The sequence below is a fragment of the Streptomyces flavovariabilis genome, from assembly GCF_000725785.1.
Taxonomy (GTDB): domain Bacteria; phylum Actinomycetota; class Actinomycetes; order Streptomycetales; family Streptomycetaceae; genus Streptomyces; species Streptomyces hawaiiensis.
In genome coordinates, this window is sequence record NZ_JNXD01000037.1 from 1 (window position 1) to 16,818 (window position 16,818).

Sequence of the window (16,818 nt, forward strand, 5' to 3'; positions counted from 1 at the left end):
GGTGCTCGTCCTGTACCGGTCGGGGCCGGCGTGCTCCCGCCCTGTCCGGAGGATGGCGCCCGGCGGCACACTGGCGGTGGCGCTTCTGCTGACCGTCTCACTCGGATTCGCCGTCTACACCTCCCTGGTCAGCACCTATGACCGTCTGTACGGTTCACTGGCAGGCGTCGTGGTGTTCCTGGTCTGGCTGTGGCTCTCCAACCTGTCCCTCCTGATCGGCGCTCAGTTCAACGCAGAGCTGACGAAGCCTGCGCACGGGGAATGAGCCGGTCTTCTCGTACCTGCGGCTGACCGCCCGTACCCTTGGGGCCGGTTCGCCGCGGCCCCGTGGGCAGTGGCGGCCTCTGGCCTCGCGCGGCGCGCCGTCCGCCGCTGGACCGGCAGGGCACCGCACAAGGTCAGCGCGATCACGGGCCAGGGTGGCAAGGGGAGACCACAGGCCGGCCGCGAGCGCGGCGATGCCAGGTTGGTAGCCGGGCATGGAGAAGCAGTCGGCATCGTGCAGGCACATCACGCGCCACCACCGGTGCCCCTCCTGTTCGGGGTGCGGGTCCGGCGCGGGCCCGGGCGGGCGTCCGCTCGCTCAGGCCCTGTCGAGTCAGACCACCCATCGTGCATCCGGGGCGGCGGATGCGGGGCCTCGCCGAATCCGACCATCTGCCCGGCCTCAAGACACAGGTCATCGGCGAACTGTGGCTCCGAGATCTCGAGCTCACCGCCTGGCGCGTTCTGCATGCAGACCGCAGGTCGGGCCAGCCTCCGGTTCGGTGTTGCGGCACCTTGCGAGCAACCCTGGTCGCCGACGAACTGCGACACGTACGGTGAGGCGGCCGAGCCCGGGACAACGCCTGATGTGACCGAGTTCAGGAAGTTCTCGGCCTGCGGGCCCTTCTGGCCCTGGGAGACGTCGAACGGTGGGCGCCCGAACGGCGTACCGTTCGGGCCCCACTACTGTTTGTCAACTCCGGTGCCAGCGTGGCATGAACTCTGGTAAGCCGGATGACTACGAGGTCCAGGCGTTCCACACGGCGACGGTGGCCGGGCCGTTCGACGAACAGCCGGCCGACAGGTGCATCCGTTCAGAGGCTCTGTGGTGCAATAACATCTACCGGGCACCGGGCTTGGCGCCAGCCCCTCGCATCCGGGCCGGAGCCCTGAGCAGCACCGAGCAGCGAGGAGTCACCGTGACCGTGCGCGGGCCTGACGGGGACGGTGGGCCGACCACTCATACTCCCGCGAACGGGGGTGGCCGGGGCAGGGCGATAACCCTGGCGGAGACTCTGGCCGCAGCGGAGTCGGCGGCGCCCGTGGAGTCGCTCGACGTGGTCGCGCACATGCTCAAGGAGCGCCTCGGGGCCGCGTCGGTGTCGTTCCTCATCACCGACTTCACCGGTGGCTCGGTCGTACGGCTGGGAGCGGCGGGCAGCATCGATACCGATGAACCCGCCCGGCGCATCACGCTGCGGGGCACCCTGTACGACGACGTGATCCGAACCCAGCGGCCGAGCGTGGAGGACAAGGGCGAGGGCGCGCTGGTGCGGATCGTCGCCCCGGTGACCAACCGCGGGGACGCCATCGGGCTCCTCGAACTCTTCCTGCCCGCGGCGCCGGACGCGGAGGCGATGCGGGAGATCGGCGAGACCGCGCACGCCCTGGCGTACATCGTCATCGCCAACCGGTCCTACACCGACGTGTACCAGTGGGGCCGCCGTACCAGCCCGCTGAGTCTCGCTGCGGAAATCCAGCACCGGCTGCTCCCGGCGTCGCTGGCGTGTGAGGCGGCTCAGTTCGCGGTGGCCGGGGCACTGGAGCCCGCCGACCACGTCGGGGGCGACACCTTCGACTACGTGATCGACCGGGATACAGTCCAGCTCTCCGTCACCGACGCCATGGGTCACGATGTCGACGCCGCGCTGCTGGCCACCCTCCTGGTGGGCGCCCTTCGCCGGGCACGGCGGGCCGGCGCCGACCTCGCCGAACAGGCCCGACAGGCCGACCAGGCCATGCGTGAACACGGCCGCCAGAGCTACGTCACCGGCCAGCTCCTGCGCATCAGCCTGACCGACGGCAGGACCGAGTTCATCAACGCCGGCCACCCCTGGCCGCTGCGCATGCGGAACGGCCAGGTGCGGGAGATCACTCCGAAGATCGATATGCCGTTCGGCTTCCAGGTCCCCCACACCTACCGGGTCCAGTCGCTGGACCTGCAGCCGGGCGACCGACTGGTGATGCTGACCGACGGCATGCTGGAGCGCAACGCAGGCAGCCTCGATCTGTCCGACCTGATCGTGGGTACCCGCGCGCTGCATCCCCGCGAGGCCGCCCGCACCCTCATCGCGGCGATCGTCGACGCCCACCACGGCCACCTGCAGGACGACGCGACCGTCATGTGCCTGGACTGGCACGGCGTGGGCCACTCCGAGCGGGACGCCGACACCGGCGCCGACCTCTCCGACGCCTCCGCCCCGTCGCGGACGGGGCGGACCACTCCTGGGCGATGACTCGACGACTGCTCCGACCCCCCCGCTGCGTCCGGTCCCCGGACGGGCGGCCCGTGGGGCGCTTGCCCGGCTGACCGCGTCACCTGGGGAGGCGCCTGCGGCGGCGGCCCAGGCGTAGGCCGAGGAGGACGAGGTCGGCGACCAGAACCACCACGCCGATGACCAACAGGTAGAACAGGCCCTTGGCCACCACACCGATGATGCCGAGCACGATGGCCACAATGAGCAGCAGGAGGAAGAGAGCCATTGGTGTCACCTCGTGGTGGGGGACGTTGGTGAGGGCATCAGCGGCGGGCGAGGCGACGTTCGCCGCCCGCACCCGTTCGGTAGGCGAGCTCGTAGTGCGCGAAGACCGTCTTCTCGTCCTCCGCGAGCAGTTCGCCGTCCGTGCCGATCGAGGGCGCTTCCTTGACCTGCTTCTTGTCGTAGGCGACCTTCAGATAACCGGGACCGACCGTCGCGTCGCCCAGAGGGACGAACACCAGCCGGTGCCGGGTCGGCAGGCCGACCGTCACCGTCGCGAACGCGGGCTGGTCTGTGGCAGTGTCGACATAGACCGCCTCCAGGACGCCGATCTTGTGCCGCTCGCGGTCGACCACGTCGTGGCCTCGCCACTCCCTGATGTCTTGCGCCTCGAACACGGAGCCCCCTCTGTCTCAGGTCAGCTGAAGACCGCTGTCGTCTTTCTCTCGCTCCTCCCTCCTTACCTGCCTACGGAGCGTCACACCCTGGAGAGCAGCCAACTTCAGGGCGGACGACGGCGGATAACCTCGTATCCCTGGCCCCTCCACCGGCGTACGTGGGATGCACCACAGCACGCGGCGACGTGGGCGATGAGCGGCGGACCAGAACACAGTCGCGGGGTCAGTAGGTGGCGAGGGAGATGGCGGTGTAGTGCGCGGTGAAGGCCACCACCGTCAGCGCATGGAAGACCTCGTGGAAACCGAACCAGCGGGGTGCGGGGTCGGGCCGCTGGAGGGCGTAGACCACCGCGCCCGCGCTGTAGAAGAGACCGCCGACAACGATCAGGACCACTACGGCCGCTCCGCCGGTGTGCAGGAAGTCGGGCAGGTAGCTCACCGGTGCCCACCCCAGCGCCAGGTAGCACGGGGTGTACAGCCAGCGCGGAGCTCCGACCCACAGGACCCGGAACGCGATGCCGGCCAAAGCTCCTGTCCAGACGATCCACAGCAGCACGGACCGCTGGTCCGGCGGGAGCAGGAGCACAGCCAGGGGGGTACAGGTGCCGGCGATGATCAGGAAGATGTTGGCGTGGTCGAGGCGTCGCAGAAGAGCCTCGCCGAGCGGTCCCCAGGTGCCGCGGTGGTAGATGGCGCTGGTCGCGAACAGCAGCCAGGCGGTGGCCGCATACACGGCGCAGGCCACGACCGCCTGCGGAGTACGGGCCAGGCAGATGAGCACGACGCCTGCGATCAGTGCGGCGGGGACCATTCCGGCATGAAGCCAGCCACGCAACCTCGGCTTGATCGGCTCGGCCACGTCGGACACCCGCTCCACCAGAGCAGCAACCGAGTGAGCCCCCTCCCCCGCATGGTCGCCCGGTGATTGGTCGGGCAGCCCGTCTGCACGGCGCTCTCCACGCGCTGACACGACGTGACCACATTCGACTTCAGCGGCGTCGCGGGACACAGCTTCTCGTCCTCCCCCGGGCTCCTGGGCGTCACTGGCAACCATGCGGTCATGCTAGGAAACCTCACCCGGAAACATGACGGGAGGTCGGTCCAGAACCCCAGAGCCACGTCGCCGGGCGCGGGCCGGTTCGCCGCCGTGTGAACTCCAGCCCCGTTGACGCTACCGCCGATTGAACGTGCCGAAGCCGAGTAGAACGGCTGGTCATAGGAACGATCAGGGCCTCCGAACGGGCATCTCCGATCGCCTACGCGCAAGGATCGCCGATGCTTCCTGAGGTCCGCCCCCACGTATCCACCGCCCTCGCAGACCAGTTGGAACACCAACTGGACCTGGCTCCGCATCTCGAAGTCGGCCAGCTCGACGTGGAGCGCGTCGCCGGGATTGCGGTGGTCGCCGCCGCCCACGCCGATGGCTATGCGGCCACCGGCCATCTCCTCGGGCTGCTGGTTGCTCTGCCTGCCCCCACCAAGGCAGGAGAACGCTTCTGGTCGGACCTGTGGAGGTCGTCGGGCACCGCGTACCTGCTGCCCGTCAACATCAAGGCTCCGCTGCTGCGTTCGCTGGCAGGAGAAGGAACCGCCCTGGCCCGGCAGATCCTCTCGGCCGTCGATGAGATGACCCCGCCCCAGCGCGTCGCGGCCGGGGATGTGATCGGTCAGGCTCGTCGAGTCCGACCATCTGCCCGACCTCAAGACACAGGTCATCGGAGAACTGTGGCTCCGAGATATCGAGCTCACCGCCTGGCGCGTCCCGCACGCAGACCGCAGGCCGGACGATCCGGCTGGACGGAAAGCCTTCCTCGACGCCTGGACGAGCGTCTGAGCGTCGGCTCCTTCGAGCTGCACGGCAGCCGCGCAGGAGATGCGGCTCCCGTGCCCGACGACGCGTGCAGCGACTGAGGTCAGGAAGTTCCGGGCCGAAGTCGCACCGGCCCGGGGGCCTCCACAGATCAGGGGCCGCGCAGCCATTGCTGCGCGGCCCCTGATCCTGCCGACCCGGCACGAGAGCAGGCGCCTTCGTCCGGGTGGGTGGCAGGGCCCGCAGGGGCGGCGGCCGCCACCTGGACGCGGCGTGCGCGATTCCTCGGACAGGTCTGCGAGGTCAGGCCACGTTGATGTTCTCGGCCTGCGGACCCTTCTGGCCCTGGGTGACGTCGAACGTCACGGCCTGGCCCTCCTGGAGCTCACGAAAGCCTGTGGAGTTGATCGCGGAGTAGTGCGCGAAGACATCCGGGCCGCCGCCGTCCTGGGCGATGAAACCGAAGCCCTTCTCCGCGTTGAACCACTTCACAGTTCCCGTAGCCATGTCTCATGCCTTCCAGTCGATGAACGCCTCCCACTCCATGTGGCAGACGGAGGTGATCGCCCTGGTCCCTGCGGCACAGCACAGCAAAACGCCCACACCGAAGGCGTGGGCAAGAGGGAATTCCGAACCACGACAGCTGACGCAGACGCTACACGCCCGCACACCGCGTCACCATAGGAAATGATCACACCGCACACCGAGACCGTCCGTGCGGTGCCCGCCGAACCTGACGGGCACGCTCATCTCATGCTGCTGCCGTCGGGTTCGCCGATTCGGCGGCGCGGCGGTATTCGGCGTTGAGACGCTGGGCTTCCTCGAGCTGGTCTTCGAGGATGACGATCCGGCAGGCGGCCTCGATGGGGGTCCCGTGGTCGACGAGTTCCCGGGCCCGCGCGGCGATGCGCAGCTGGTAGCGGGAGTAGCGGCGGTGGCCGCCTGCGGAGCGCAGCGGGGTGATGAGGCGGGCTTCACCGATGGCGCGGAGGAAGCCCTGTGTGGTGCCGAGCATCTCGGCGGCCCGGCCCATGGTGTAGGCGGGGTAGTCGTCGTCATCGAGACGGCCGAACGTGTCGTCTGCTGTCATCGCACCTCTCTGTGGAACGCGTGGAGGGGCCCTGGCGCCGTACTGCCGCCAGGGCCCCGAAGGAACTACTACACCATCTGCCGGCCCTGATACTGCACCGGCCCTCTGTTTCCGCAGACCCGACCGAGACGCTGTCGGGGGCGCGGGGATCGCGGTTGCTCGACCGGAGACCACCTCACTATCGATGTCCTGCGGTACCCGGGGCCAAGACTTCCGCCCGGGCGATCCTGATGGCGCTCGGCTCCTCCGTTCTTCCCTCTTGATCAACTACTCACTAACGGAAACTGCGAACTGCTGGTGGCCTCGAACAGCGCCACTCTTCGGCAGTCAGCCCCGTCGCCCGTCCTGCGTCTGCACTGGCTTGGAACCCCACTGCCGAACCTCCCGGTGCGCGCGCCCGCAGCCGACGCCTTCACCGAGGTACTGCTCACTTACTTCACTGCTGGGTACTGCGAACCTTCACTTACTGGTACTGCCACTGCGGTACTGCCTCACGGCGGCCCCTGATCACTGCGGGCCACCCGGTCCGGTCGTCAGTCCCGTCGCCGTCCTGCAACCACTCTGGCTTCGGAACTCCACCACCGCACCGTCCTGCGAACTGCAACTGCGTACTGCTGCCCGGCAGTTCGTCTCTGCCGGGCCTCTCTTGATCTCGGCTACGAGAGAAACCATAACCACACTGCCGACGAATGTCTACTTCAGCTGGCATAGATTTCCATGTGCTCGAAGATGAGGTAGTCCGTCTCGACCAGCCTGCCTCGACCGGTCCAGGGATGGTTCAAGCAGCTTCGGGCTCAGTCCGGCGCGCAGGGATCCCCCGCCGCGCAGTACGTCGGGCTGAGCGGGACGTCGCCGACTGCGCCGCGGCTACCGTCGGCGGGCACCGGCCAACACTGCGTCTCGTGGAGAACTCCACCGGCCGGGACGGACGTTTCCAGCCGTGGCCCCCCAGGTCGGCCGTTGACGAGCGTGGCAGAAGGCCCTGCGCCGCCCTCGACGATCCCGGGATGATCGAGCAGCTCGTGGCGAACCGGCACGGCCCCTGACTCGAGCAGACCGCGGGCTGCGGAGACACGGTCACGGCAGCAGGTGCCGTCATGCGTCGACTGTGGTCCTCCGACCCCTTCCGGCAAGCACTGGGGCTCCGCGGGATTGGCGGGTGGAGGGGCGGGGCACAGGGGGCTGGGTAGGCACGGGCAGGGGCATGGACGATTCAGAGACCAGGGGGACCCTGATGATCACGGTGATGGCCAGCGCCGCAGCCGTCCGTTCCACAACAGCCGTTGCCGACGCACGCGATACGGCACGGGCCTTCCTCGAAGGTTTGCAGCAGTCGGCCGTGGCCCCTGACGCGGCGGACACTGTGGTCTTGGTCGTGTCCGAGCTCGTCACCAATGCCCTGCGCCACGGCGGGGGCCGCTGCACACTGGAACTGACTGCGCACCCCGACACCATCGAGGTCGCCGTTCACGATCCCAGCCGGCATGTGCCGCGCATGCGCACCCCTGACCTGAACGGCGGCACCGGGGGCTTCGGCTGGCCCATGGTCACCCGCCTCGCGCACGCCACGGCGGTCACCCGCGGGGCCTCCGGCGGCAAGACCGTGAGCGCCCGCCTTGCCCTGTAGCGTCACCGCTCAAGCAGCCGGATGGCCGGCGAATATGGTCCGCCTCATGTCGCAGCCTGACGAGTTGCTCGCTGACGTCAGCGCCCCGGTGGAGTCCGACGCCCACGAAGAAGGACAGGCCGCCCACGCGTCTGCACTTCCATGTCGCCCGGATCCTGCAGGGCACGCACGCAGTGTGGGCCCGACCGGCGTACCGGTCGGGCCCACACTGCCGGTCAGGTGCCGGCTCGTGTCTGTTCACCCGGTCAGACCGTGACGGGGGTGCCGAGCATCGCGGAGGCGTGCTGCATCGGGCTGAGGATGCCCAGGGGCGCTGCCTTGGGAACGGCGCGGCAGGTGAAGCCGAGCTGAGCCATGGCCCGCAGGACTTCGGCGGCGCTGAAGTCACGGCGGTCCTGGCGGGTGATGACCTGGCCGACCTGCTTGAGGGGGTAGTTGCGGCGGCCGATGATCACCGATTCGCCGGTGGCCGGTTCGGGCTTGATGCCCTTCATCGATTCCAGCACGCCGCCCTTGGTGAGCTCGAAGGGGAAGCGGGCGATGACGCAGCGCATGTGGCCTCACAGAGAGAAGGAAAGAACGGTCGCCCTACCAGGGGCGAGGTGTTTCAGCGGGAGAGGGCGAGGATGCCCAGGGCGCTGCCTTGCTCGTCGACCACCGGCAGGACACCAAGCCGACGGGTGCGCATCGCGTGCTCGGCTTCGGCCATCGTGGTCACGGGTGAGGGGAACGAGCCGTGGTCGCCGAGGATGTCGCGCAGGCGGACACGGTCCGTGTAGTCGGAGCTGTCGCGGACGGCGACGAGTTCGGTACGGGTGACCAGGCCGGTGCACTGGCCGTCCTGGTCGCAGACGACCAGTCGGATTGTGCGGGCGGCGGCCATGACGGCCAGCGCGACCTCGACGCTCATGTCGTCACAGACCTGCGGTCCGGCCGCGTCCATGACCTCCACCGCCGTCCTGTGCGCGGGGTTGGCGTCCGCCGGGCGGGGCTGCATCTGAACCAGCGTCAAAAGGTGCCTCCTGCAGAGTTGGGCCGGCTTCCCGATCACGGAGGTTCTAGGCCACCGCGCCGAAGCCGGACTGGCGTACGGGGGTGCGCCTGGTCGCCGAGGCGGGGCGGCGGTGGCCTCGGGAGGTGGCGCTGCGCTTGGGGCGTTCGACCACCGGTGCGGTGATGACAACCGGGATGCCGGACGGGGCCTGGGCGCCGGTGATCCGGTTCAGGGCCTCGTCGCCCGAGCGGACCTGGGTGGTCTGCGGCCGGATTCCGGCGTCCGACATGAGACGGACCATGCCTCGGCGCTGGTTCGGGGTGACCAGGGTGACGACGCTGCCGGACTCGCCGGCGCGGGCGGTACGGCCGCCGCGGTGGAGGTAGTCCTTGTGGTCGGTCGGCGGATCGACGTTGACGACCAGGTCGAGGTTGTCGACGTGGATGCCGCGCGCCGCGACGTTGGTCGCCACCAGCACGGTGACATGCCCCGTCTTGAACTGCGCCAGCGTGCGGGTGCGTTGCGGCTGCGACTTGCCGCCGTGCAGCGCGGCGGCCCGTACCCCGCTGTTGAGGAGGTCCTGGGTCAGGCGGTCGACGGCGTGCTTGGTGTCCAGGAACATGATCACGCGTCCGTCGCGGGCGGCGATCTCGGTCGTGGCGGCGTGCTTGTCGGCGCCGTGGACGTGCAGGACGTGGTGTTCCATCGTCGTGACCGCACCGGCCGACGGGTCGACGGAGTGCACGACGGGGTCGGTCAGGTAGCGGCGTACCAGCAGGTCGACGTTGCGGTCCAGGGTGGCGGAGAACAGCATGCGCTGCCCCTCGGGGCGGACCTGGTCGAGCAGCGCGGTGACCTGGGGCATGAAGCCCATGTCGGCCATCTGGTCGGCCTCGTCCAGCACGGTGATGCCGACGTGGTTCAGCCGGCAGTCGCCGCGGTCGATGAGGTCCTTGAGCCGGCCCGGAGTCGCGACGACGACCTCGGCTCCGCCGCGCAGCGCGCTGGCCTGCCTGCCGATCGACATGCCGCCCACCACCGTGGCCAGCCGCAGCCGCACGGAGCGGGCGTACGGGGTCAGCGCGTCGGTCACCTGCTGTGCCAGCTCACGCGTGGGTACGAGGATCAGTCCCAGCGGCTGGCGGGGCTCGGCGCGCTGTCCGGCGGTGCGGGCGAGCAGGGCGAGGCCGAAGGCCAGGGTCTTGCCGGACCCGGTGCGGCCGCGGCCCAGGACGTCACGGCCCGCCAGGGAGTTCGGCAGCGTCGCGCCCTGGATCGGGAACGGTGCGGTCACACCCTGCCTGCCGAGTTCGGCCAGCAGTTGCTCGGGCATGTCGAGATCGGCGAAGCCCTCGACTGCCGGCAGTGCGGGGGTGATCGTCCTGGGCAGCGCGAACTCACCCTGCACTGCGGCGGGCCGACGGCCGTAACCACCGGAACGGGCAGGCCCGCCGGAACGGCGCGGTGCCTGCGAGGCCCAGCGGCTGCCGCCCTTTTCGGCGTCGGCATTGCCATTACGGGCGCGGGCGGGGCGGTCGTTCGTGTACGTGCGGTTCATGCGGAACCTTCCTCGATGTGGCACATATCAAGGAATTCCCGCTGCGATGAACGGCATGGAGAATTACAAGTATGGACCGGTGGCAAGAGAAAGCAGATCTGGCCGGCGGGAACATCCGTGGGCGCAGGTGCTGAAATGGGTGACGCGATAGGGACCTTGAGATCCGGACGCCGACTGCGGTGTAGCGCTTCAGGATGCGCCTGCGTCCTGGGGGAGGAACCGCTTGTGGTGGTGGTACTGCGGATTCCTCCGGGGCGTCCCGCGGGTGAAATCCGCTGCGGGATACGCGTGCAGCTGGGGCCCGCACCCCGAAGGATGCGGGCCCCAGCTACGGATTGCGCGTGAGCGTCAGGCCGGGACGATGTTCTCGGCCGTCGGGCCCTTCTGGCCCTGCGCGATGTCGAAGGTCACCTTCTGGCCCTCGAGCAGCTCGCGGAAGCCCTGCGCGGCAATGTTCGAGTAGTGGGCGAACACGTCGGCGCCGCCACCGTCCTGCTCGATGAAGCCGAAGCCCTTTTCCGCGTTGAACCACTTCACGGTACCAGCAGCCATGTCATATCTCCTTTGGGGCAGTGCGTCGGCGTCCGCACTGCGCGGACGCCGTGTCGCCGCGATGATTACCCCGCCCGGAATGACCGGAAATACAAAAGTGCTCCCGCCCGACAGAAGCCTGGTGGGGGCACTTGAAGTTTTGGGAACCACAACTGCAACTGAGATAGACAGTAGCATGCCGGAGCGGCCCATGTGCGTTGGATAATCCCATTCTGCTCGTCGCAGCAAAAATCCCCACTGCGCGGTCCGTCAAACTCTGATCTCTCGGGCACAGATATTGATTCACTCGGAGTGCAACGTCGCATGAAGAGTGGCCAACGGCACCAGGGCTCCCAAGGGGCGTAACGACGGACGCGGCTATCCGTAAGACGCCTCTTCGAAGGGGCCCAGCAACTCGTATCGCATACCGTGGGCCGGATCCCGCGGTACGACTACTCCCGCATGACCGTCCGAGGATTTTGCTTCAGCGGTGGGTTGCCCCACCGAGCCGGCCTCGCGTTGACGCAGCAGTACCCCGGTTCTGCAGGACATCGAAGTCGGACCAGTCCCACGGGCCGCCGACGCTGTCGAGGACCATGCGACCGGTGCGGTGCGGGGAGCGGGCCGCACAGGCCGCGCCAAGCCTGGTGCCGTAGGAGACGCCGAGGAGGTTCGCCGTCCGTTCGCTCGCTGGGCGCGGCGCGTATCGCGTCCCTGTCCCGGACAGTCTGCTCTGCCGAGAGGCACGGCAGCTCACCGCCGGCACCCGCCGCGCAGTCGTCGGCCACGTTCCGGAGTGACGTCAGGTAGGCACGTTCCGCCGCCGGTCCGGCGTGGGCCCGCGGCCCTGATCGCCGCGGCTGACGCCGCGGGCCGCAGCGGACATGCCCTTCCGACCGTGCCACCTCGGAGCAGACGGAAGCTACCTCGCGTCGACGCTGCGAGGCCGACCGGCCACTCAACCACCAGCCCGGCGTCGACTACCCCGACGACCGCGCCCTGCTCCTCGCCTGCCCGAACTCGCCAACCCCCACGCAGCAGACATGGCGTGAGCCGACCGCCCCCGACGCCTTTGGACGGGGCCGGGCGTGCTCACCGCAGTTGACGCACCACGTCAGCCTTGTCCCAGCGATCAACGGTTGAGTCCGCAGTTCCGCGAATCCCACCGGTCGATCTCCATGGCCCCACTCAGGTCGAAGCGGACGATCCAAGCCCGACGAGCCTGCCGTCGGCAGGACTCATTCGTTCAGCGGCGGACCGTGTCGCTGCTGAAGGCGTCGGACAGGGCGATGCGGGCCGTGATGCGCTTACCGACCGGCTCCCGTTCGGTGAAGAGGTCCTGTGTGACAGCTTTGACGATCTCCAGGCCGTGCTGGCCGATCCGATCGGGATCGGCGGGCCGGGCAGCTGGCACGATGGGGTCGCTGTCCCACACGACGACGTCCACGGCTTGGGCGGAGATCCGCAGTTCCATCAGGACGGGGCCGGGGGCGTACTTGAGCGCGTTGGTGACCAGCTCACTGACCACCAGCTGCGTGAGGTCTCTCGCGCGAGCGGACACGGGCAGGCCATGATCAGCACGGGATTGGTCGAGGAAGGCGACAGCGTGGTGGCGAGCGTCGGCGATACGGCCGACGCCTCCGTCCACGCGTAGCCGGCCCGCATCAGGTACCGATCTGCGGTACAGCCGTCACCCTCGGCATGGACTCCCACGTATCTCGTCCTCACTCCCCCCGTCGACGTGCGCAAGTACCCACGACAGCGACACGCATGTCACCAGGCGCCTTGTCCCACACCTCTGGCCGGGCACATGCCGCCGCGGCGGTGGGGCAGAATCGTCCCGGCACACCCCGAGTGAGCAAGCCCAGGCGCAGTCGAGGAGACGTGAGCGACATCCACAAGGAAGACCGCCAGGCCGATTCTCCGTCCAGCACGAAATGGTCGACCGCGTCCTCGTCGTGGCCGTGCACGGCGAAATCGACCACGACGTCCAGGACGTCCTCAGCCAGGCAATGCTGACCGACGACGGCAGGACGCAGCCCCGCATCGTGGCGGACCTCAGCGGCGTGACCTTCATGGACTCCAGCGGCATCAATGTCTTGGTCACCGTGCACCGACGCGTGAACGCCGCTCAGGGGTGGCTGCGCATCGCCGGCGCCCAGGAGGCCGTCGTGCGCCTGCTGAACATGGTCGGTATCGACGAGATCATCGACTGCCACCCACCGTCGAACAGGCCCTCAAACACGTGAAGCCCTGCCCCAGCCTGTCCGGGACGTCCTGGTGAGGCGTGAGCCGCCGCACCGCCACACCCAGTTCCCGGCCCAGCGCCCACGCGATGACGGCTTCCGCCTCCGCAGAGGCACCGATCCTCACGCATTCAGACCACCGCGCTTGACGAGCTGACTCGCGATGACGTTCCGCTAAATCTCGTTGGCGCCCTCGCCACGATCATCAGTGGGGCGTCAAGGATGTGGCATTCGGCGTCGAACTCCGTGGAATAGCCGTAGCGCATGACATCTCGGTCATGAGCGAGGGCCCGAACTTGCCCGGATGTTGTCCATGATCTGTTCGGCGACGAGCCGGGCTTCGTGGGTGGCCGTCCAGGCTGATCCGCTGGGTCACCTGGCCGGCGTCGATGAGACCCTCGGCTCTCAAGAGGAACCCGGTCAGGCGGGCGCGACGAAGACCGCCGGCGCCCATCGGCCGACAGGCGACGTGTGACTGGTCGGCGTCGCTGGACGGTCGTGTGCACCGCCGCTACGAACGCAAGGCCGAACACGTCCTCGCGTCCGCGTCCGGCGGTACCCGCACGTTCGACTTCCGCGAGTTGGTATCGGGAATCCGCCCATGCCGCCGCAGACTCTCACACCGGAGCGACAGGGAAACGGAATAGGACAGTGGGCTCGTCGGGAAGGCTGTCATCTTCTCGTTCTTGCAGCTCCCGCCTGCCGCGTGACATCCACCCTGCCCGTTCGAATCCAGCGGTGCCCTGCCACATCGTTGCGCCGCCTGCGGGACGTGTGGGTGACGCTCGGTCAGCCGGCTCGACTAGCTCCGTTCATTCGTTCGAGGTCTCCCGGACAGGATGTGACCTCGGCAAACGACCGGTTGGCCACGCTGTGGAGCTACAGCCGGCTCTTTACGCTGAGTCTCATGGGCGCCCCCTGAAGAAACTCTCGAGGCTGAGGAGCACTGACATGAGCGACCTCGTACTGCTCGCGGGCGGATCGGTGACGATGACCCACCACGTCACCGGCACCTACTTCATGTGCAACGACTGGCACGACGGTGTCGGCAACCACACCCAGACCTGGGCACAGGACCCGTTCGCCAAGGACAACAACTCGCACCGATGGTTCCTGCGGCAGAACTCCGACGGCACCGTGCGCATCGAGTCGTACGCCAACCACCGCTGCCTCACCGCGGGGGCCAACCCGCCCGACATCGTGACTCTTCGAGAAAGCACGGACAGCCTCAGCCAGCACTGGCGGCTGGTCTCCCATGCAGAGCGCGGCAATGACTTCTACATGGTCTCGGTCGTGCACCCGCGCTACGCCCTCGCCATCGCCGACCACCTCCAGGGCAACGACCGGCTGGTGGGCCTGACCCGCATGTGGGGCGGACCGAACCTCTCCCAGCTGTGGCGGATCTACCCCTCGTCAGAGGACCAGGGATGAACCCGGACGAGCACGCGCACTGCCCCATCGCGGGGAGTGCCACCTGAAGCGTGCCGGTCGATCAGCAGGTGGCCGCCAGGCGCCGACCGGAACGGCGACGCAACGGCGGTCACCCGCGGCCGGACGTCACCAGCCCTCCCCGACAGGCCCGTTGTCGCTCTCGGGGCCAACAAGGGCCTGCGAGGCCGTTCCCGCTTCGACGCGGCCCACGAACTGGTACTCCAGCCGTAGATCGTGATCTTGCTGCCGTCGCTCTGTGGAGTGTTCGTGTGGGGGATCTCTTCGGCAGAGCGCACCGCGTGCTGCGGCGCGCTCTGCCGGGGTTGGCTACTGGGCGGATGGCGACTGCGTGAATCTCAGGGCATTGCCGTACGGGTCGATGACCTGCAGTGTCGGTCCTCCGGGGGCGTCCGGATCGATTCCGGGACGTACCGGCGCGTTCGGTCGGGCGAGCAATTCCTTGTGCAGAGCGGACACATCGCGTACCGGGATCCAGACCACGCTGTTGGGGGCGCCATCGCCGTGGTGCTCGGAGAGGTGCAGCACGGCTGACGAGCGCGATACCTGCACGTACAGTGGCAGCCCGGGCTCGAACCGGTGCTCCCAGTCCAGGGCGAAGCCCAGGAAGTCAAGGTAGAACGGCAGTGCCTGTGCGACGGACATGACGCGCAGGACGGGCACGCCCGGGCTGATGTCCGGCGGGGCAGGCCTTGCTGCGCGGCTCGTCAGGGCGGCGAGCACGTTCCAGTCCTTGGTGCCGAGTTGGTGGGCGATCAGTTCGAGCGCGAGGCTGTGGGGGATCTCGGTTCCCGCCGTGGCCAGGTCCTCGCGCAAGCGTTTGGCGAGTTTCTTGGCGTGGTCAGTGGTATTAGACGTCATCGCGTCGGCTTTCCACGCGGCCCATCCTGCCGATGGTCGCATTGTCGGCTGGCGCCGCGTTCAGTGAGCCGAGGCGAGGCGACCCACGGTGCATTCACCCAACCTTGAAAGGCGCGAGCGGCCGGCTGCACCAGGCCGCTACCGATGCTACCGGTTGGCCTGGCGGGATGGCACCACTGCCGCAGCGCCTCGCCCTCACCTCGTGACTCTGCATCAGGTTACGGTCGAGTGGTCGGCACGGCGGGCGGGTTCGCGAGCGCGGTCCCGGTCCGCACTGCACCGACGCGGTGGTAGAAGTCCTCGGCGGGAACATGCGACACGACCTTGACACGGTCGAGCCCGGCGGCACGGGCCTCGGCCGGTAGCCCGCCGCTGCGGCCGCGTACTTGCCCTCGTAGGCGCCTGAGCCACGCACGAGCCGCGTGAGCCGTTCGGCATCCCACGCGACTGCCCTCCGTATCGTGACCGGCCGGCTGATCGAGGAAGCGCGTGAACCCATCAAGAGTATTTCGCACCGGGGAGGGCCTTCCTGCGGCGGGTCGGCAGCTCGGGCAGGCGTTCCTGCACCACTCCCGGGAACCACTCGTGCGAGCGCAACCGATCTCACGCCGGAGCGCTCCGGCGTGAGATCACGGCTCCGCGCGGAAGTCCCCGTCGGAACGGTTTCTGGCGGGTTTTGTTGTACCACCCGCTATCACCCAAGTCCCCTTCCGGTCCGATAGCGCGTCGCGTTGCCGGTACCGGGCCGCGTCGGGCGGTCAGAATCGTGAGGACGCCACAACGATCGGCAGGCCCCTATCGGGACACGCCCCGCCGGCCCGGCACCGACAACGCACCATCCCCAGCCAACGGCCGACACTGTGTGATCGGGACACTTCGGTCAGCACCCCACCCAGAAACGCAGAGCATGCTCAGTGCCAGCTCCCGGAGCGCCCTGGATCTGGCACCGGCCGATCATTCCGCGGCACAGAGACCGACATCTTGGTTCAGGTTGCTTCACCCCCAGTGCGGCGCCTCTCGACGGCTGTAGGACAGGGCATCAACGGGCTGGCGTCGGGTCGAGTGGGTTGCCCGCGCGGCGGCGCCGGTTGTGGGCCCTCAAGGAGGCGTTCGCAGACGCCGCAGCAGGATCGAGGAGCGGACGCTCGCTGCCCAGGAAGACTGAAGCCCCCGCCATCCATTGCCCGGCAGGGGCCTCAGTGACCCATCACGTGTCACGTGCTGTCACCAACACCATCGATGTGCCTGGACCACAAAGGCCCCACCTGCATGAACAGCAGCGATGTAGACCACGTGGACGCCGGAAGACGGCTTCTACAACCTGTGCCATGTGGTGCCGAGGGACGGCCCCAGGATCAGGACAGGGGCGTCCTCCGGTCCGTCGAAGCGGTGTTGCAGGGTGTTCGGTGGTGTCTCGCTCACCCGTCAGTCCCTCTCATCTCTCACGGGGTCCCGCATGGCCGGTCCCAACCTAACGCTCCCGTCCCTCTCGCTCCGACGGGCCCGGTGT

17 protein-coding genes and 2 pseudogenes are annotated in these 16,818 nt (G+C 68.4%); 6 read left to right on the top strand and 13 right to left on the bottom strand.

Going from position 1 to position 16,818, the window contains the following annotated elements; all coding sequences use genetic code 11:
- On the top strand, positions 1-265 hold a 265-nt coding region (locus tag IO24_RS0138045), incomplete at its 5' end, for a YhjD/YihY/BrkB family envelope integrity protein (protein WP_031144128.1).
- 86 nt (positions 266-351) lie between these two features.
- Here the strand turns inward: IO24_RS0138045 and IO24_RS46910 are convergent.
- Positions 352-580 (bottom strand): annotated as a pseudogene (locus tag IO24_RS46910) (amino acid transporter); the annotation flags it as partial.
- A gap of 682 nt (positions 581-1,262) precedes the next feature.
- Between IO24_RS46910 and IO24_RS0138050 the strand changes: the two are divergent.
- Positions 1,263-2,501, top strand: coding sequence for a PP2C family protein-serine/threonine phosphatase (locus tag IO24_RS0138050; protein ID WP_031144130.1), 1,239 nt, complete (start codon positions 1,263-1,265; stop codon positions 2,499-2,501).
- A 79-nt stretch (positions 2,502-2,580) separates the two neighbouring features.
- On the opposite strand, the gene IO24_RS45860 is transcribed toward IO24_RS0138050, so the two are convergent.
- The 3 genes from IO24_RS45860 to trhA form a co-directional block, all read right to left on the bottom strand.
- A complete protein-coding gene (locus IO24_RS45860; RefSeq protein ID WP_167551660.1) occupies positions 2,581-2,748 on the bottom strand; it encodes a hypothetical protein in 168 nt (55 codons plus the stop codon).
- 37 nt (positions 2,749-2,785) lie between these two features.
- Positions 2,786-3,142, bottom strand: a complete 357-nt coding sequence (locus IO24_RS0138060; RefSeq protein WP_031144132.1) for a PRC-barrel domain-containing protein — start codon at positions 3,140-3,142, stop codon at positions 2,786-2,788.
- Positions 3,143-3,365: 223 nt separating this feature from the next.
- The gene (gene trhA / locus IO24_RS0138065; RefSeq protein WP_420823256.1) at positions 3,366-4,151 is read right to left on the bottom strand and encodes a PAQR family membrane homeostasis protein TrhA; all 786 of its coding nucleotides are present in this window, start codon (positions 4,149-4,151) and stop codon (positions 3,366-3,368) included.
- A 266-nt stretch (positions 4,152-4,417) separates the two neighbouring features.
- Here trhA and IO24_RS43900 point away from each other — a divergent pair, with 266 nt between their 5' ends.
- Positions 4,418-5,053, top strand: coding sequence for a hypothetical protein (locus IO24_RS43900; protein WP_234335420.1), 636 nt, complete (start codon positions 4,418-4,420; stop codon positions 5,051-5,053).
- Positions 5,054-5,255: 202 nt separating this feature from the next.
- Here the strand turns inward: IO24_RS43900 and IO24_RS0138070 are convergent, their stop codons facing one another.
- Together IO24_RS0138070 and IO24_RS0138075 are read right to left on the bottom strand one after the other, a co-directional pair.
- Positions 5,256-5,459 (bottom strand): cold-shock protein, encoded by a 204-nt coding sequence (locus IO24_RS0138070; protein ID WP_031104458.1) that lies wholly within the window; start codon positions 5,457-5,459, stop codon positions 5,256-5,258.
- Between the two features lie 244 nt (positions 5,460-5,703).
- Complete coding sequence (locus IO24_RS0138075) at positions 5,704-6,042, bottom strand: MerR family transcriptional regulator (RefSeq protein WP_031144137.1); 339 nt, start codon at positions 6,040-6,042, stop codon at positions 5,704-5,706.
- Positions 6,043-7,276: 1,234 nt separating this feature from the next.
- On the opposite strand from IO24_RS0138075, the gene IO24_RS0138080 reads away from it, so the two are divergent.
- Positions 7,277-7,669 carry an ATP-binding protein gene (locus IO24_RS0138080; protein ID WP_031144139.1) on the top strand — a complete coding sequence of 131 codons (393 nt, stop codon included), beginning with the start codon at positions 7,277-7,279 and terminating at the stop codon, positions 7,667-7,669.
- A 245-nt stretch (positions 7,670-7,914) separates the two neighbouring features.
- Here the strand turns inward: IO24_RS0138080 and IO24_RS0138090 are convergent, their stop codons facing one another.
- The 5 genes from IO24_RS0138090 to IO24_RS41440 all read right to left on the bottom strand — a co-directional run bounded on the left by IO24_RS0138090 (position 7,915) and on the right by IO24_RS41440 (position 12,313).
- Positions 7,915-8,223 (bottom strand): SCO5918 family protein, encoded by a 309-nt coding sequence (locus IO24_RS0138090; RefSeq protein ID WP_031144141.1) that lies wholly within the window; start codon positions 8,221-8,223, stop codon positions 7,915-7,917.
- Positions 8,224-8,276: 53 nt separating this feature from the next.
- Entirely contained in the window at positions 8,277-8,681 is a 405-nt protein-coding gene (locus tag IO24_RS0138095; protein ID WP_031144144.1) for a CBS domain-containing protein, read from the bottom strand.
- A 46-nt stretch (positions 8,682-8,727) separates the two neighbouring features.
- Positions 8,728-10,221 (bottom strand): DEAD/DEAH box helicase, encoded by a 1,494-nt coding sequence (locus IO24_RS0138100; RefSeq protein ID WP_031144146.1) that lies wholly within the window; start codon positions 10,219-10,221, stop codon positions 8,728-8,730.
- 348 nt (positions 10,222-10,569) lie between these two features.
- On the bottom strand, positions 10,570-10,773 hold the full coding sequence (locus tag IO24_RS0138105; RefSeq protein WP_023586116.1) for a cold-shock protein: 204 nt from the start codon (positions 10,771-10,773) through the stop codon (positions 10,570-10,572).
- Positions 10,774-11,998: 1,225 nt separating this feature from the next.
- Positions 11,999-12,313, bottom strand: a complete 315-nt coding sequence (locus IO24_RS41440) for an ATP-binding protein (protein ID WP_420823255.1) — start codon at positions 12,311-12,313, stop codon at positions 11,999-12,001.
- A 376-nt stretch (positions 12,314-12,689) separates the two neighbouring features.
- Here IO24_RS41440 and IO24_RS41445 point away from each other — a divergent pair, with 376 nt between their 5' ends.
- Together IO24_RS41445 and IO24_RS0138125 are read left to right on the top strand one after the other, a co-directional pair.
- A complete protein-coding gene (locus tag IO24_RS41445) occupies positions 12,690-13,001 on the top strand; it encodes an STAS domain-containing protein (protein WP_037669634.1) in 312 nt (103 codons plus the stop codon).
- A gap of 948 nt (positions 13,002-13,949) precedes the next feature.
- Positions 13,950-14,429 (top strand): RICIN domain-containing protein, encoded by a 480-nt coding sequence (locus IO24_RS0138125; RefSeq protein ID WP_031144150.1) that lies wholly within the window; start codon positions 13,950-13,952, stop codon positions 14,427-14,429.
- Positions 14,430-14,756: 327 nt separating this feature from the next.
- On the opposite strand, the gene IO24_RS46915 is transcribed toward IO24_RS0138125, so the two are convergent.
- Both IO24_RS46915 and IO24_RS46920 read right to left on the bottom strand, forming a co-directional pair.
- Positions 14,757-15,308 (bottom strand): glyoxalase superfamily protein, encoded by a 552-nt coding sequence (locus tag IO24_RS46915; RefSeq protein WP_031144152.1) that lies wholly within the window; start codon positions 15,306-15,308, stop codon positions 14,757-14,759.
- 218 nt (positions 15,309-15,526) lie between these two features.
- A pseudogene (locus IO24_RS46920) lies at positions 15,527-15,807 on the bottom strand (hypothetical protein).
- Positions 15,808-16,818 lie beyond the last annotated feature (1,011 nt).

What these genes read in the sequence shown, in the direction of transcription:
- IO24_RS45860 (WP_167551660.1), bottom strand. Translation starts at nt 2,748, where the DNA reads ATGGCTCTCTTCCTCCTGCTGCTCATTGTGGCCATCGTGCTCGGCATC.
- IO24_RS0138105 (WP_023586116.1), bottom strand. Translation starts at nt 10,773, where the DNA reads ATGGCTGCTGGTACCGTGAAGTGGTTCAACGCGGAAAAGGGCTTCGGC.
- IO24_RS0138080 (WP_031144139.1), top strand. Translation starts at nt 7,277, where the DNA reads ATGATCACGGTGATGGCCAGCGCCGCAGCCGTCCGTTCCACAACAGCC.
- IO24_RS43900 (WP_234335420.1), top strand. Translation starts at nt 4,418, where the DNA reads ATGCTTCCTGAGGTCCGCCCCCACGTATCCACCGCCCTCGCAGACCAG.
- IO24_RS41445 (WP_037669634.1), top strand. Translation starts at nt 12,690, where the DNA reads ATGGTCGACCGCGTCCTCGTCGTGGCCGTGCACGGCGAAATCGACCAC.
- IO24_RS0138070 (WP_031104458.1), bottom strand. Translation starts at nt 5,459, where the DNA reads ATGGCTACGGGAACTGTGAAGTGGTTCAACGCGGAGAAGGGCTTCGGT.
- IO24_RS46915 (WP_031144152.1), bottom strand. Translation starts at nt 15,308, where the DNA reads ATGACGTCTAATACCACTGACCACGCCAAGAAACTCGCCAAACGCTTG.
- IO24_RS0138125 (WP_031144150.1), top strand. Translation starts at nt 13,950, where the DNA reads ATGAGCGACCTCGTACTGCTCGCGGGCGGATCGGTGACGATGACCCAC.
- IO24_RS0138090 (WP_031144141.1), bottom strand. Translation starts at nt 8,223, where the DNA reads ATGCGCTGCGTCATCGCCCGCTTCCCCTTCGAGCTCACCAAGGGCGGC.
- IO24_RS0138075 (WP_031144137.1), bottom strand. Translation starts at nt 6,042, where the DNA reads ATGACAGCAGACGACACGTTCGGCCGTCTCGATGACGACGACTACCCC.
- IO24_RS0138100 (WP_031144146.1), bottom strand. Translation starts at nt 10,221, where the DNA reads ATGAACCGCACGTACACGAACGACCGCCCCGCCCGCGCCCGTAATGGC.